Genomic DNA, 16,733 nt, shown 5'->3' on the forward strand with positions numbered 1-16,733 from the left:
ACAACCAAAAATCCAAACAACCAACTAACCAAACAACCAAAAAATAAAAACCAATTAAAAAGATGAAAAGATATAGCATTTTACTAGTAACGCTCGCATTAGTTTCCAGCGGTTGCTTGAAAGGTCAAAATGATCCGGTTTTTCCATCACCGGAACTTACTATTCCGGTAGATGAAAGCGTGACTTTACAAGCTAGCTTGCCATTTAAGTTTGGCGCTGCGGTAAATAATGGCTTGCTTCGTTCAAAGGCTGCTTATCGCAACGTTGTGATTAAGGAATTCAACAGTTTGACCTCCGAAAATGCAATGAAGTTTGCGCAGTTGCATCCATCGGAAAACACTTACACTTGGTCAGAAGCGGATTACTTCGTTGATTTCGCACAGCAAAACGGTAAACGTGTGCATGGACACACCTTAATTTGGTATAAAAATCCGCCTACTTGGGTGCTTAATTACCAAGGTGATGCTGCTGCTTGGGATAAATTGCTTAAAGATCATATCCAAACCGTAGTTACTCGCTACAAAGGAAAGGTAGCTTCTTGGGATGTGGTAAATGAGGCGGTGGCCGAAAATGGCACTTTAAGAGATTGCATCTGGTTGCAAAAGCTAGGCCCAGAATATATTGAGAAAAGTTTCATTTATGCCCATCAGGCTGATCCTGATGCTTTGTTGTTTTATAACGATTATGGTCACGAATATGGCCCTACTAAAAGAACGGGCATCATTAACCTAGTGAATAGCTTAATTCAAAAAGGTGTTCCAATTCACGGTATCGGTTTGCAAATGCACACCCGTTACACGCAATCTAATGCCAATTTAGCTGCCGCTATTTCAACAGCCGTTGCTACCGGATTAAAAGTGCACATCGCAGAGTTGGATATTGCAATGAACCCGGATAACATTCAAGATTTAACCTATACTGCTGGCTTAGCTGAACAGCAAAAAGCAAAGTACGAATTCATTGTACGCACCTATAATGCCATTCCCAAAAATCAGCAGTTTGGCATTACCACTTGGAACGTTGGCGATTCAGATAGTTGGATTAGGGGAGAGTATAACCGACCTGACTGGCCACTGCCTTTTGATGATAACTACAACAGAAAAGCAGCTTATCAAGGCATTTTAGATGGTGTAAAGTAAATCAATCCTTAAAATGAAGAAAATAATTTTATCGGCTGCTTTAGCATTGGCCACCTTAAACTTTGCCTTCGGTCAATTTAGCTCTGATAATGTGGTGGTGTACCGTTATGGCGATGGCAGTACTGTTGCAAATGGTGCTAAAGTGCCGGTTTTTATCGATGAATATAATCCGAAAACTGGGCAACTAGTTCGCACCATCACAGTGCCAAGAACTAGCGTAGGCAGTAATATTGGTATGGAGGGCTTGGGGCTTACAGGCGCAGGCGCTTACGAAACTGAAGGTTTTCCAGCTTTGTCTAGAGATGGTGAAGTGCTTTCGCTAATCGGTAGGCACCCCACGCAAACCAATCAATTTGTTATTGCCACTGTAAATTCTGCTGGTGCAATCAATGCCAATACTTTAGTTACTGATGATATTGGAGCGCCACGCTCAGCCGTAGTTGAAGGTACTTCCGTTTACTACAACGGTTACCAGAACGGTGTATTCTACAAAATTTTAGGAACACTTACCGCAGGAACAAGAGTTTCGGCAGGGCAGGCAGCACCACGAGTGTTGTCCATTGCCGAAACAGTATATAATGGTGTGGAAAGTGTTCGTATTTTCGCCCCAATTGGCGGAAGTTCGCAGCCTGTGTTGGCCAGCGCATCGCCATTGCCTACCTCATCGGTTACTTTTGCAACTACACCCAATTTTCCTTCTACAGCTAGGCCATTTAATGTTCATCAAGCAATCGCTTTTAGGGCTTACGGTCGTACCATTGTTTATCTTATCGATGATGGCGATGCTACTGGCTCGGCACCTGTAATTAGAAAATACCGAAGTAACGCAGGCGGTACCGATTGGCTTTCTTTGGGAAGTATCACCGTTCCAGCGACCACAAAAAATTTAGCAGCAAAGTTTGATGGAACTGGGGTGAGATTGTATTTCACGACTTTAGGTACACCTGGTACTCAAAATTCACGTCTTTACTCGGTTACTGATATTTTTAACGATGATAACGACGATACTAAACAGCTTACAGAAACCCCGGTTTTAATTGCTACCGCTCCGGCAAATACTTCTTTTAGAGGAGTAACCATGACACCAGGTTATCGCAAAGCACCATCTACTTTAACAGCAAATGTCATTTCGTTAACTCAAGTTCGCTTAAATTGGTTAGATAATTCAACTACAGAAAGTGGTTTTCAAATTGAACGTTCAACTGATGGTACCAATTATAGCTTACTCACCACTACAGCACAAAATGTAGTTACTTACATTGACAACACCATTACTGCAGGTAATACCTATTACTACCGAGTTAGGGGAGTAGAAGGCTCAACCTTTACCATTTACACTAACCCAGCCTCGGCAGAACTTGGCGCTGGTATGGTTACTGATATGAGTTTAGCGGCACAACAGGTTTACGAAAACCGGCCAGCAGGCACTTTGGTAGGTACACTTACTGTACAGCCAACAACTACCACAGGGGTAACTTATACGCTAGTAGCTGGAAATGGAAGTGCTGACAATGCAAAGTTCAGAATCGTAGGCAATGCTTTACAAAACGATGTTCTGTTAGATTACGAAGCGCAGCAAACGTATCAAATAAGGATTAGGGCAACTTCTGCAACAAGTTTCATCTTCGAAAAAACATTCACAGTAAGCATTTTGGATGTAAACGAAGCACCAACTATCAATACCATAGGCAACACCGGTGCTTGTGCAGGAACAGAGGAAAGAATAATCGCATTAACCGGTATTACTGCTGGTCCAGAGGCGGGGCAAACATTAACTGCAACAATCACTAGCGATCAGCTTACGATGTTTCAAAGTCTGCAAGTGAATTTAACAGGAGCAGGTAACGGCGAAATTAGGTACCGTTTAAATGCAAATGCCTCTGGCGAAGCCAACATTGCCCTTACCTTAAAAGATAACGGTGGTACTGCTAATGGTGGTGTAGATAGTTTCGTGGAGAACTTCAAACTAACTGTTTACGCTTTCCCAATAGTAACAATCACATCCGATAGGGGTAATAGTGTGGATAAAGGTGTAGCTGTTAGATTGACCGCTACCGGAGGAACAAGCTACCAATGGGAAGCCAATGGCAGTATTGTTGGCGCAACTAACACGGCCAGCATTACAGTACGGCCAACAACTAATACCACTTACAAGGTTACGGTAGCCAATGCTGGTGGCTGTACGTCAATAGCTGAGTTTACTTTAAGCGTAGCTGATAATTATGAAATCGTAACGGCTGCAAATTTAGTATCACCTAACGGAGATGGTATCAATGATTATTGGATCATCAAAAACATCGACATGTACCCAGAGAGTATAGTAAAGGTTTTCGATAAAACTGGTCGTATCATTTTCACTAAAAAAGGATATCAAAACGATTGGGATGGCAGGGTGTCGGGATCTTCATTAAAAGAAGATAGCTATTACTACATCATTGATTTTGGAGCGGGCTTACCTAAAAAGAAAGGTTCCTTAACAATGATTAACAACTAACTGCCAACTGAGCAACTAAACTAAAGAGAGTAATGAAACAAAAACTGCATATCAAATACTTGTTCATCTGCTTTGCGCTAATCAATGTCCAAACGGCTTTGGCGCAGCTTAGCCCAATGGGCAACATGTATTTTTACAATCAGTATTTAGGAAATCCGGCAATGGCTGGTGCAACCAATAAAATTAATGTGAATGTGCTTTTTCGTAAGCAATTTAACGACGTTCCCAATGCACCAAAATACCAAGTTTTTACTGGCGAATTTGCTTACAGTAAAAATTCAGCGGTTGGTTTAAGTGTAGATTTATCTAACAGCGGTTTGTTCAACAACAGCCGCATAATGGGAACTTACGCGTATCATTTACCTGTTACTGCCAATGCAAAATTACATTTCGGGTTATCAGCTGGCGTAAGCAAAGACTATGTAGATAGGCAAGATGTAACGGCCGATAGCTACGATCCTTCCATTAACCGCTTCAACGATAGAGGCTACAGGTTTGATGGAGATTTTGGTATTGCATTTACTGATGAACAACTGAACTTACAGGCCACTTGGCTTAACCTACACAATCAACTCAATACTGATCCCAATTTTGTAACAGGCATCAATTACGCCACTTTTTTTACTTCGGCTTCTTACAAATTAAAAGCGGGGACCGATTTAGCCGTTGAGCCAAAAATAGTTTACCGGGGAATTAAGGGAATGGACAACATTATTGAAGGAGGACTTGGCTTTAGCTACCAGCAGAAGTTCAGTTTATTTGGCCTCTACCATAGCACTAATAACGCCACAGTTGGCATGGGTATCATTTACAACCAATTTAAACTCACCGGTATTTATAGCATTGGTCCATCTGCCATTCGCTCGTTTACTGGTGGCGATTTTGAAATTGGTTTGGGTTGGAGCTTAAAATAATCGTGTATCAATCTAATCTTCACTAAAATATAAAGTATGAAAAAAAAGCTACTCACTATGTTATTAACGGCAATGAGCACATGGAGTGCCTTTGCACAATTCACCGCAGGCAACCTAGCCATTTATCGTTATGGCAATGGTGCGCCTTTAGCTAATGGCGTTCGTGTGCCTGTTTTTGTAGATGAATACACGCCAAGTGGCACATTCGTAAAAACTATCAGCATTCCACAGGCGGCAGGTGGTGGTAACTATGGCTTCGAAGGATTGGGGCTAACAGCAGGCGGTGCATTTGAAGGGGAGGGATTTCCTGTATTATCTAAGGATGGCGCTACTTTCTCCATTATTGGGTATAATCCGGCGCAATCTGGGCAATTTGTAATTGGCACTTTGGACGCCACTGGTACTTGGACTGCGAATACCTTGGTAGTTGATGCCATTGGAGCACCACGTTCGGCGGTTGTTAACGGCAGTGCGGTTTATTTCAATGGCAACGATTTAGGTGTGCGTTACCAAACTTTGGGTACAAGCACTGCTTCGGTAAGGGTTTCTAATCAGCAGAATGCACCCAGAGTACTTACCATTGCTGAGACTATTTATAATGGCGTAAGCGCTACAAAAATATTTGCTCCAATTGCAAGTACATCACTACCTCAAGCTAATTTGCCAACGGTTTCAACCTTATTTTCTGTAGATAAAAATTCTAGTCCGGCTGTGCCTAGCATTCCGGGAGCAACCCCCTTAGTAAGCGCCCACCAAGTGCTAGCTTTTAGAACCGATGGAGGCCGAACAATTGTTTACGTATTGGATGATAACGGAGGTTCTCCGCTGATTAAAAAGTACCGTTCCAATGCAAATGGGCAGGATTGGGTGCAATTTGGTAACATTTCCGTTCCGGCAAATACCAAAAGCATTGCCGGTATTTACAGAATAGGTGTTGGTGTAACGCTATATTTTACCACTTATGCAAACCCAAGTGCGGGTAATGCATCGCAACTTTACACTTATTTTAATGCATTTACCAATGCCAATGAGGCTGATCCCGTTGTTGCTGGCCTAACTGGAAGTGCTACATTAATTGCAACAGCTCCTGCAAATACAACATTTCGTGGTGTAACAATGGCGCCAGGAACCAGTGTTTTGCCAGTAAACTTAACGGCTTTTAACGCTAATGAGAAAAATGGAACAATCCGCTTAAATTGGACTACCGCCAGTGAAATTAACAATTCGCATTTTGAAATTTTACGTTCCGCTACCGCTGATCACTTCGCGAAAATTGATCAGGTTTCTGGAAAAGGAAATGGAAGTGCCATTACTAATTATGCCTTTGTTGATGAAAAGCCACTTCCAGGTATCAATTACTACCAATTAAAGCAAGTTGATTTTGATGGCAATTCCACCACTTACGGACCAGTAAGCGCAACCACTCCTATTGCTAAAACCAATTTCGATATTGTTAAAACACAAACCGGGGTTGCTTTGCAAATTTATGCTGAAAAAGCGCAAAGCGGGAAAATAGAACTTACCGATGCTAGTGGTAAAGTAAACTATCAACAGTCCATCAACCTGCAAAAAGGTTTCAACAAAGTAGTGTTAAATGCAAGTTTAAGCAAGGGATTAACCATCGTTGTTTTAAAAACATCAGACACTAAACTGGCTAAAAAGACAATTTTTTAACGTATTTCATCAAGCCTTTTGACAGAAAATTAATGGTTCAACAGGCATACTAAAAGCATCTTCCGCTCTCACTGCATTTTTATGCAAAACGCCTATTCGACGTTGTTTCGTCAATATCGAATAGGCTAAAGTTACTTACAACCTCTAACCAATATAAATTATGAACAAAAAAGTAACTATCACCGCATTGGTGCTGGGCAGTATGCTCTGTGCTTGCGAAAAACCGGGTCAAACAGCTAACACTAACCAAGTTAATCTGTCACCCGAAAAATTAATGTCGGCTTCAGCAACTAGTGTAAGCAGCGTATTGCAGGAAGTTAATCCCAACATTATTGTTGGAGCAGCAATTAACTCCAACAAGTTTAGCGTAACTGCCTATAAAGATTTGGCAGAGCTACATTACAATAGCGTAACTGCTGAAAACGATATGAAAATGAATAGCCTTAATCCTTCAAAGTACACTTGGGATTTTGGGATTTTAGGAAATGGAATAGAAGAAAAAAACGAGAAGATACCAAATTTAGCGAAAGACCATGGTGAAAAGCGTATTCACGAGCATGCGCTGGTATGGCATAGGGCTTTGCCAAATTGGGTAAAAGATGTAGAAACTAATACGGCTGTAGGCGCAAGAGCTGATACTTTAAACGCCATTATGAAAAGGCATATAGATAAAACGGTAGGATTTTACAGCAACTATTATAAAGGCGGCAATCCGGCATTGCCATTACTAAAATCATGGGATGTGGTTAATGAAGCCTATTACGATGATGGCACTTTACGCGGCAATGTGAATTTAGATGCACAGGGGAACGACATTGGTAGCATTTGGAAAAGATATATGGGCGAAATTTATATTGAAAAAGCTTTCAGATATGCAAGACTAGCAGCAAGGGCAAATCAAAATTGGAAGCTTAAGCTTTTTTATAATGATTATGGCCACGAATATTCTACTGCTAAATTAAATGCCATTTATAACAAAGTGATGGAATTAAAACCGATGAGAGAGGGTGGTGATCCCATCATCAACGGGGTTGGTTTGCAGATGCACATTAGGTATAACACACCACTGGCAAGCATTAAAGCGGCCATACAAAAAATGAAAGAAACGGGGTTGCTGGTGCATATCGCGGAGCTTGATATCTCTTTACTTGGAGCAAATGAAACTTCGGTGCCTTCGGCCGATTTGGCCAATCGCCGTAATTTGCAAAAATCATTATATTACAACGTTGCAAAAGCATATCAGGAAATTGTGCCAATTGACCAGCGTTGGGGCATTACACTGTGGAATATCGGCGATGCCGACTCTGCTTGGGGACTTAATGCCGAAGCAACCTTATTTGATACGGCATACGGTCAGAAGCTTAATTTTTGGAATTTCAGGGACGGACTTAACCTCCAACTGACACCATAATTTTTTAATACCTAAATCAATTTCAATGAACAAAAACCTAGGCCTTAGTTTTTTAATCAGTTTAGCCTTTGTGGGCCAAGTACATGCCCAACGAAAAACCATTACACAGCGAGTGGATTCGGTAATGAAACTCATGACCATCACCGAAAAAATTGGTCAATTAAACCAATACTCGGGTAGGGAAGTTACCGGCCCGGCCAGTGATCGTAAAAATTACTTGCTCAACGATATCAAAAACGGCATGGTTGGCTCTATGCTTAATGTAAAAGGCGTAAAAGATACCAGGGAAATACAAGCCATCGCTTTGCAATCTCGGTTAAAAATCCCCTTGTTGTTCAGTTTGGATGTAATCCACGGCTACAAAACTGTTTTTCCAATTCCTTTGGCTGAGTCTGCTTCTTGGGATTTAGATATTATCAAACAATCAGCCCAGGTTGCTGCGGAAGAATCTGCCGCTTCTGGAATCCATTGGACTTTCGCTCCCATGGTAGATATTGCCAGAGATCCGCGTTGGGGAAGAGTAATGGAAGGTGCCGGCGAAGATACCTACTTAGGTGCGCAAATTGCAAAGGCTAGGGTATTGGGTTTTCAGGGGGAGAAGTTAGGCTCCGTTGATCGAATTATGGCCTGTGCCAAACATTTTGCCGCTTACGGCGCTGCCATGGCTGGTAGAGATTATAATCCTGTGGACATTAGTAAACAACAGCTTCACGAAATTTATTTGCCACCATTTAAGGCAGCTGCCGATGCCGGAGTGGCTACTTTCATGAACTCTTTCAATACGCTTAACGGGGTTCCGGCAACTGGTAATGCCTATTTGCAACGTCAAATTTTAAAAGGCGACTGGAAGTATAAGGGATTTGTAGTAAGCGATTGGGGTTCGATTAAGGAAATGATCCCTTGGGGATTTGCGAAGAACTTGAGCGAAGCATCGGAGAAAGCTATTGTGGCTGGCAGCGATATGGATATGGAAAGTGAAGCTTATAAAAAGGAACTGGAAAAACTGGTAAAAGCTGGAAAAGTTGATGTAAAATACATAGATGAAGCTGTTAGACGCATTTTGCAGAAAAAGTTTGAGTTGGGATTGTTTGATGATCCTTATCGCTTTTCGGACGAGAAACGTGAGCAAAAAGTAATGAATGATCCGAAATATCAAAGCATTACGAAAGCTGCGGCTCAAAAATCCATTGTGTTATTGAAAAACACCAATCAAGTGCTTCCGTTAAGTAAATCTTTAAAAAACATTGCCTTAATTGGGCCTTTGGTAAATGCTAAAAGAGATCAGGCTGGGAGTTGGGTGGTTTATGCAGATACGGCAAACATCGTGAGTGTGTATGAAGGTGTGAAGCAAAAATTAACCGGAGCCAAAATAGGCTTTTCGCAGGGTGCTAGCATCACTGATACCAGTACTGTGGATTTTTCAAATGCAGTTAAAATGGCAAAAAATGCCGATGCTGTAGTAATGGTTTTGGGTGAAAACTGGGAGATGAGTGGTGAAGCAAAATCACGTACGGATATTGGTTTGCCAGGTAAGCAGGAGGCGCTTTTCAATGCAGTTAAGGCAACGGGAAAACCAGTTGTTGTGGTGTTAATGGCAGGTAGGCCACTAGTGTTTAACGATATTGCGGCAAAAGCCGATGCCATTATTTATGCTTGGTTTTTAGGAGATCAAGGCGGTAATGCCATTGCTGATGTGCTTTTTGGAGATTACAATCCTTCTGGCAAATTACCAATTACCTTCCCTAGAAATGTTGGGCAAATTCCAATTTTCTATAACCACTACAATACCGGACGTCCGGTGACTAAACCTACCGATATCCGTTACAAATCAGCTTATATTGATGCGCCAAACGACCCTGCTTATGCTTTTGGCTACGGTTTAAGCTACACTACATTTGCTTATAGTGATTTGAAATTATCTACTAACAATCCGCAGAAAAATGAAACCGTTAAGGTGAGTTTTACGCTAAGCAATACGGGTAAGGTAGCCGGAGAGGAAGTGGCACAGCTTTATCTTCAGGATACTTTTGCTTCGGTGGTAAGGCCAGTGAAAGCGTTAAAGGATTTTGCTAAAGTGAAGTTAAATCCTGGGGAAAGCAAGCTGATTACTTTTGAAATTACACCAGATAAACTAGCTTTTTACGATGAACAGAAAGGCTGGATTACCGAATCTGGAGAATTTAAAGTGATGGTTGGCGGTGCTTCCAACGATATCAAGTTAAAATCAAGCTTCGAATTGAAGTAACGTTTTTCATTTTTCAAACTTTGTAGGTTTCCTAAACCTACAAAGTTTTTTTGAAACTATTTTCAACCCCGCACCTACGAAGTTAAAATTAGGCGTTTCTTCATTGTGAGTTTACTGCCTGCTCCGATAGCTCTCACTTTAATTTGTATTGCAGCTAACGTTTTTCCGTCATTGCGAGTTTACTGCCTGCTCCGATAGCTCGGAGAAGCAATCTCAAAGCCAAGAGCACCTACGAAACCCGTGGGTTTCCATAATTTCATGAGCCAAAACCAATGCATTCAAAGATTGCTTCGTCGTTCCTCCTCGCAATGACGAAAATCGGTAGCCAATGCTTACACGTCATTGCGAATTTACTGCCCGCTCCGATAGTTCGGAGAAGCAATCTCAAAGCCAAGAGCACCTACGAAACCTGTGGGTTTCCATAATTTCATGAGCCAAAACCAATGCATTCAAAGATTGCTTCGTCGTTCCTCCTCGCAATGACGAAAATCGGTAGCCAATGCTTACACGTCATTGCGAATTTACTGCCCGCTCCGATAGTTCGGAGAAGCAATCTCAAAGCCAAGAGCACCTACGAAACCTGTGGGTTTCCATAATTTCATGAGCCAAAACCAATGCATTCAAAGATTGCTTCGTCGTTCCTCCTCGCAATGACGAAAATCGGTAGCCACGCCCAGCAATAGCTCTAAAATTCCTACCTTTATGCCATGCAAAAAATGGATGATGAACTGAAAGGCAAATTAGGCTACGAAAAGCTATTGCCCATCATCAAGCGTAGCGAAAGGCTTCCATTCAAGCAGGAATCATCAGGCAAATTAATCATTGTTTTTTCAAGGCATAGGCATTATCGGCACTTGGTGATAGAGTTGTACGATGCCCAGCAAACCAAGCAAGGGAAACTAAAAAATCCATTGCAATTGGTTGATCCTCTTGAGTTTGCTTGGAAAGCAGAACAGCAGGATGAAATCAAGTTTTACGCTGCCATCAGTAAGTTCAAAAATCATTATCAAGAAAGTCAAAGTATTTCCGACCTGGCCGCATTAAAAGCCATTGTTAAAAATCCGTTTAATTTATCTGTTTATCTTCACGATGAAAAGATAGCGACTGGCATCAGTTCAAGTTCTCTAATTAAGGTAGATTTAAGTGCCTTAACTGCGTCAATCGAACTCAATGTAGATAGGCGAGGGGATAACTTCGCTATTAGCGGCACATTACATTTTGGTCATCATTCGGTAGCATTGGAAATGGCCGAAGTGCGCTTACAATACTTCATGTTGCTGAAACAGCAATTCTATTTTGTAAACGATCCCGTTTTACTTTCACTCATCGATTTTTTCAAACAACATCGTAATCAGTTGGTGTTAGATTTGGATACTTTCGAAAACTTTCAACAGGATATCCTTGATGCATTGGAGGAAAAAGTGAAAGTGAACTATTCCTATCTCAAACCAGCCACCAAACAGCAACTGGTGGAGCAAGGTTTTGATTTAGACAATGAGCAGCTCATCTATTTAACCGAGTCGGAAGATTTTGTTTTGCTAACGCCCGTAATGCGCTACGGCGGTTTAGAAATTCCGGTCATCTCTAAAAAACAAATTAAGGCAAAGGATAAAAAAGGGCAGGTTTTTACGCTTAAACGCGACGAAGAACGAGAGCTACAGTTTATTAGCGATATAGCCAGAATGCATCCTTATTTTAGTGAGCAGGCAAATGAATTTGCTGAACAGCTTCACGCCGATTGTTTTTACCTGCATCGCAAACATTTTTTGTCTCCGGAGTGGTTTTTGGATGCTTTTGAGGCTTGGCGAAGCAAAGGTATAGCTATTTTAGGGTTTAACGCCTTAAAGGAAAATAAGCTGAGCGAATTTAAAGCAGAAATCGATATCAAAGTCATTAGCGGCTTAGACTGGTTCGAAACTGCCATTAAAGTTCAGTTCAATAAGCAAACGGTATCGCTCAAACACCTGCACAAGTCCATCCGCAATAAAAGTAAGTTTGTGCCTTTAGATGATGGTACCTTTGGTATTTTGCCAGAAGAGTGGTTGCTGAAATTCGAATCTTACTTTGCCAATAGCGAAGTGTTGGAAAATCAATTGCGTACACCTCATATCAACTATGCTAGCGTGGAGGCATTATATGAAGATGCCTTTTTAAGTGGCGAAGTGAAGGAGCGCTTACAACTATACCGTAGTAAACTATCCAGCTTCACCCAAATAGCAGCCACGCCTGCTCCAAAATTGTTAAAAACCACACTCCGACCGTATCAGGAGGAGGGTTTAAATTGGCTTAATTTTTTGGATGAATTTAATTTTGGAGGTTGTCTAGCTGATGATATGGGATTAGGCAAAACCATTCAAGTTTTAGCTTTTATCCTCTCCCAAGCTGAGAAAAATAGCCATAATACCAACCTTATCGTAGTTCCTGCGTCATTAGTTTTCAATTGGCAGCAAGAAATCAGCAAGTTTGCACCTAGTTTAAAAGTGCTTACCATTTACGGTGCCGATAGGGCAAAGCTTGCGACTAATCTAGATAGTTATCAAATTGTGCTTACCTCTTACGGCACCTTGCTTACCGATATTAATTGGCTAAAAAATTACCGCTTCAACTACGTTTTTCTGGATGAATCGCAAGCCATTAAAAACCCAGATGCACAACGTTACAAAGCCGTTCGTTTATTGCAATCTCGCAATAGGGTAGTGCTTACAGGAACTCCTATAGAAAACAATACTTTTGATTTGTACGGACAGCTTTCCTTTGCCTGTCCCGGCTTATTGGGCAATAGAGAGTATTTTAGGCAACAATATGCTGTGCCAATTGATCAATTTAAGGATGCAAAAAGAGCCGAAGAGCTGCAACAAAAAATAAAACCTTTCATTTTACGGCGTACCAAAGCGCAGGTAGCCACAGAATTACCCGATAAAACTGAGATGGTGATTTATTGTGAAATGGGCACCAGACAGCGGGAAATTTACGATAGCGTAAGAAACGATATCAGGGATTATTTGATGGGCCGCTCTGAAGATGAACTGCACCGCAGTAGCATGCAGGTGTTACAAGGGATTACTAAGTTGCGGCAGGTTTGTAATTCGCCAGAATTGATTAGCAAGGAGGCCTATTACCAGAATGCAGCTGCAAAGTTGGATGTATTGCTAGAGCAGATTGAAGTTAAGGCACCGTATCATAAAATCCTAGTTTTTTCGCAGTTTGTGGGTATGCTCAATTTAGTAAAAGCCAAGCTAGAAGAACGAGAAATCAAATTCAGCTATTTAACTGGCCAAACCAAAAACCGAAAAGACGTAGTCAATTCTTTTACGCAGGACGAATCGCAAAGGGTGTTCCTTATCAGCTTAAAAGCAGGTGGCGTTGGCCTTAACCTTACCGAAGCAGATTATGTGTATTTGATTGATCCTTGGTGGAATCCTGCGGTGGAAAATCAAGCCATTGATAGGAGTTACCGTATTGGTCAACATAAAAACGTAATGGCAGTAAGGCTCATTTGTCCGGATACGATTGAAGAAAAAATGATGTTGATGCAGCAGCGTAAGAAAAATTTAGTGGCCGATTTAGTAAAAACGGATTCCACTATTTTTAAATCACTCACAAAGGATGATTTGCTTAGCTTGCTTTAAGCCATTGTTAATACATTAGTTATTGCCAATAATTTTTTGTATCTTTGAAGAAATCAAGGTAGTGTCTTGCCTCTTCTGGAAGTAAAATTCCAGTCTTCGCTTTCCATTTCCCGCATTTAAAATTTGTTCGGTTGGTGTTCTAGGCTAACATCAAAAGCTAACATCTTAAATTATCTATTAACCAATCTCTAAAAAGTATCAATTGCTGATCCAATTGGTAGGAACAGTAAATCATCAATTTAAAAAAGGAATAAGTATGGGTGAATCGTTCGCCAAAAAAGAAAGAAACAAAAGTAAAGCAAAAAAGAAACAAGAAAAGGCTCAAAAAATCATGGATCGTAGACATACGGGCGGAAAATCTTCATTTGAGGATATGATAGCTTATGTTGATGAATACGGTAATATCACGAGTGAGCCAGTAACCACCATTAAAACGGAAATCAAATTAGAGGATATCCAACTTGGTGCTGCTCCGGTAGTACAAGAGAAAGAACATATTGGTACGGTTACCATGTATGATGTGGTAAAAGGTTTTGGTTTTATTTTAGAAAACAAAACAGGAAATAAACTGTTTGTTCATAAAACTGGACTGTTAGATACCATAAAAGAGAACGATAAAGTCACTTTTGAGCGAGAGAAAACCCCTAAAGGTTTAAGTGCGATAATGGTTCGAAAGTATAAGCAATAATCAATAATTAATAATAAATACAATGCAAGAAGGAACAGTTAAGTTTTTTAACGAAACAAAAGGATTTGGTTTTATCACTCCAGCAAACGGTGGTGAAGATGTTTTTGTTCACGTAACAGGACTAAAAGATCAAATCAGAGAAAATGACCAAGTAAACTATGAAGTTGAAAAAGGCAAAAAAGGCTTAAATGCCGTTAATGTGACTATTTTATAAGAAATAAACAACATTATAAAAGAAAAGCTCCGTAAGGGGCTTTTTTTATTGCTGAAAGTTAGGGGTCAGTTGACAGTTGACAGGGATCGGTTGACAGTGGACAGTGGACAGGGGTCAGTTGACAGTTGACAGTTTTCAGTTGTCAGTGGACAGGGGTCAGTTGGCAGTTGTCAGTTTTCAGTTTTCAGTTGACAGGAGTCAGTTGGCAGTTCACAGTTCACAGTTGACAGTTTTCAGTTGGCAGCGGTTAGGTATTAGGAATCAGTTTTCACTAGAATGTTAAAAGTACGTATTCCATTGGCATAGGTATCAATACGCAATCAGCTAATACCCGACCCCTGACCCCTGCTACCTGATACCTGACCCCTGATACCTGACCACTAACTCCTAACCACTAATACCTAACCCCTAATCTACGCTAACGTTTCCGTAACTATTTATGCCGCTAATTTATAGCTTAACCGGCAAATTCTGTATTATTGGGTATCCATTTATAAATAGCATGAGTAATCAAAAACATAAACTATTGCAAACTTGGCGTTGGTATGGTCCAAATGATCCAGTTTCTTTGCAAGATGTAAAGCAGGCAGGGGCAAGCGGTATCGTAACCGCCTTACATCATATTCCGCATGGCGAAGTTTGGCCGCTAAAAGATATTCAAGAGCGTAAAGCTATTATAGAAGCTGCCGGACTCACTTGGAGCGTTGTTGAAAGTGTTCCTGTACATGAAGCCATTAAAACTCGCAGAGCTGATGCAGATCAGTACTTAGCCAACTATAACGAATCATTAAGAAACTTGGCCGCTTGCGGTATCCTAACGGTGTGTTATAACTTTATGCCTGTATTGGATTGGACACGTACGCAGTTGGATTTAGAGATGCCAAACGGAGCCAAAGCTTTGTACTTCAACTGGACCGACTTAGCGATTTTTGATATCTCCATTTTAAAAAGGCCAAATGCTGAAGCCGATTACGATGCAGATATATTAGCTAAGGCTAAAGCGAAATTTGAAGCTATGAGTACCGAGGAGATAGACTTGTTGCGTATCAACGTGCTTATGGGCATCCCTAATGAGAAAGAAATTGAACTGGAAACCCTGCGAGCCAGTATTGATGAGTACCAAGCTATTGGACACGAAGGTTTAAGGGCTAACTTAGCTTGGTTTTTAGCTGGCATAGCCGATACCTGTACCGAGTTAGGCATTAAAATGACCATCCATCCTGATGATCCACCTTATCCAATTTTAGGATTGCCACGTATTGCCAGTACCAAAGAAGATTTTGAGGATTTGCTTTCGAGAGTAAATCAGCCTTTCAATGGTGTTTGTTTTTGCACAGGTTCGCTAGGAGCTGGTACTAAAAATAATATTGTAGAGATTTTCAATACGGTAAAAGAGCGAGTTTACTTTTTGCATTTACGTAACGTATCAAAGGATGCGGAAGGCAATTTCTTTGAAGCAGATCATTTAGGTGGTGATGTAAACATGTACGAAGTGATGAAAGTAGTGACTGAGGAAAATGCTAAACGCACTGAGCCTATTCCATTTAGACCTGATCACGGCCATCAAATGTTGGACGATTTGCATAAAGTAACAAACCCAGGTTACTCCGCCATTGGTAGGCTAAGGGGCCTTGCCGAGCTACGCGGTTTGGAACTAGGCGTTACAGGCAATTATTAAAGAGAATAAATTTTAATTTTTTTTAGATTAATCCTGCAAGAAATTATATCTTTGCACCACCATAATGAAACGGTATCTTATTGTTTTATTATAAGGGCCTCCATAGCTCAGCTGGATAGAGCACCGGTTTTCTAAACCGTAGGTCACAGGTTCGAATCCTGTTGGGGGTACAACAAAGGGCTTTTAGGTAACACTAGAAGCCCTTTTTCTTTTTAGCTTTTAAAGTATATCTCTCGGATTTGGCGCGCATTTGGCGCGCAGTTTATAAATCTAGTTAATTAAAATCACGTTTGCTTAGTTATATCATCCCTTCCTCTGCCATGCTAAAGTAGGCATTTTCACTTATAATCAAATGATCGTGGATATCCATCTCTAAAAGCTTTGCAACTTTCACTAATTTCTCCGTTACCGTTATATCTTGACTAGAAGGTCTTAAGTTTCCGCTTGGGTGGTTATGTGCTAGGATCAAGCTCGTAGCAGTAGCCTTTAGAGCAATAGTGAATATTACCTTGCTATCCATCACTGTTGAGCCTCCACCACCAGTTGACAAGTCTACAATTCCTAACACCCTGTTGTTTCTATTCAGCAGTATCATCTGTAGATTATTCCAAAACTGGCCACTCCTTTTTTTGCGAACTGGCCACATC

General features: G+C 40.9%; 11 protein-coding genes and 1 tRNA gene. 11 read left to right on the forward strand and 1 reads right to left on the reverse strand.

Going from position 1 to position 16,733, the window contains the following annotated elements; genetic code table 11:
* Positions 1 to 62: 62 nt before the first annotated feature.
* From DUT68_RS14370 to DUT68_RS14425, 11 genes are all read left to right on the forward strand, one after another.
* A complete protein-coding gene (locus DUT68_RS14370; protein ID WP_113638907.1) occupies positions 63 to 1,139 on the forward strand; it encodes an endo-1,4-beta-xylanase in 1,077 nt (358 codons plus the stop codon).
* A 13-nt stretch (positions 1,140 to 1,152) separates the two neighbouring features.
* Positions 1,153 to 3,633, forward strand: coding sequence for a T9SS type B sorting domain-containing protein (locus tag DUT68_RS14375; RefSeq protein WP_113638908.1), 2,481 nt, complete (start codon positions 1,153 to 1,155; stop codon positions 3,631 to 3,633).
* Between the two features lie 32 nt (positions 3,634 to 3,665).
* The gene (locus tag DUT68_RS14380; protein ID WP_113638909.1) at positions 3,666 to 4,547 is read left to right on the forward strand and encodes a PorP/SprF family type IX secretion system membrane protein; all 882 of its coding nucleotides are present in this window, start codon (positions 3,666 to 3,668) and stop codon (positions 4,545 to 4,547) included.
* Between the two features lie 36 nt (positions 4,548 to 4,583).
* Positions 4,584 to 6,221, forward strand: a complete 1,638-nt coding sequence (locus DUT68_RS14385; protein ID WP_113638910.1) for a hypothetical protein — start codon at positions 4,584 to 4,586, stop codon at positions 6,219 to 6,221.
* A 160-nt stretch (positions 6,222 to 6,381) separates the two neighbouring features.
* On the forward strand, positions 6,382 to 7,632 hold the full coding sequence (locus tag DUT68_RS14390) for an endo-1,4-beta-xylanase (protein ID WP_113638911.1): 1,251 nt from the start codon (positions 6,382 to 6,384) through the stop codon (positions 7,630 to 7,632).
* Between the two features lie 25 nt (positions 7,633 to 7,657).
* Positions 7,658 to 9,877, forward strand: coding sequence for a beta-glucosidase BglX (gene bglX, locus DUT68_RS14395; RefSeq protein ID WP_113638912.1), 2,220 nt, complete (start codon positions 7,658 to 7,660; stop codon positions 9,875 to 9,877).
* 707 nt (positions 9,878 to 10,584) lie between these two features.
* A complete protein-coding gene (locus DUT68_RS14400) occupies positions 10,585 to 13,506 on the forward strand; it encodes a DEAD/DEAH box helicase (RefSeq protein ID WP_113638913.1) in 2,922 nt (973 codons plus the stop codon).
* A gap of 202 nt (positions 13,507 to 13,708) precedes the next feature.
* On the forward strand, positions 13,709 to 14,194 hold the full coding sequence (locus DUT68_RS14405) for a cold-shock protein (protein WP_237088347.1): 486 nt from the start codon (positions 13,709 to 13,711) through the stop codon (positions 14,192 to 14,194).
* A 22-nt stretch (positions 14,195 to 14,216) separates the two neighbouring features.
* Positions 14,217 to 14,408 carry a cold-shock protein gene (locus DUT68_RS14410; RefSeq protein ID WP_113638915.1) on the forward strand — a complete coding sequence of 64 codons (192 nt, stop codon included), beginning with the start codon at positions 14,217 to 14,219 and terminating at the stop codon, positions 14,406 to 14,408.
* Between the two features lie 502 nt (positions 14,409 to 14,910).
* Positions 14,911 to 16,086: a mannonate dehydratase gene (gene uxuA / locus DUT68_RS14420; RefSeq protein WP_113638917.1), complete on the forward strand. Its 1,176-nt coding sequence runs from the start codon at positions 14,911 to 14,913 to the stop codon at positions 16,084 to 16,086.
* A 96-nt stretch (positions 16,087 to 16,182) separates the two neighbouring features.
* A tRNA-Arg gene (locus tag DUT68_RS14425) sits at positions 16,183 to 16,256 on the forward strand.
* 128 nt (positions 16,257 to 16,384) lie between these two features.
* On the opposite strand, the gene DUT68_RS14430 is transcribed toward DUT68_RS14425, so the two are convergent.
* Positions 16,385 to 16,733 (reverse strand): JAB domain-containing protein (locus DUT68_RS14430; protein ID WP_113638918.1); only part of this gene is annotated, 349 nt, incomplete at its 5' end.

Source organism: Pedobacter zeaxanthinifaciens (assembly GCF_003313335.1).
Classification (GTDB): domain Bacteria; phylum Bacteroidota; class Bacteroidia; order Sphingobacteriales; family Sphingobacteriaceae; genus Pedobacter; species Pedobacter zeaxanthinifaciens.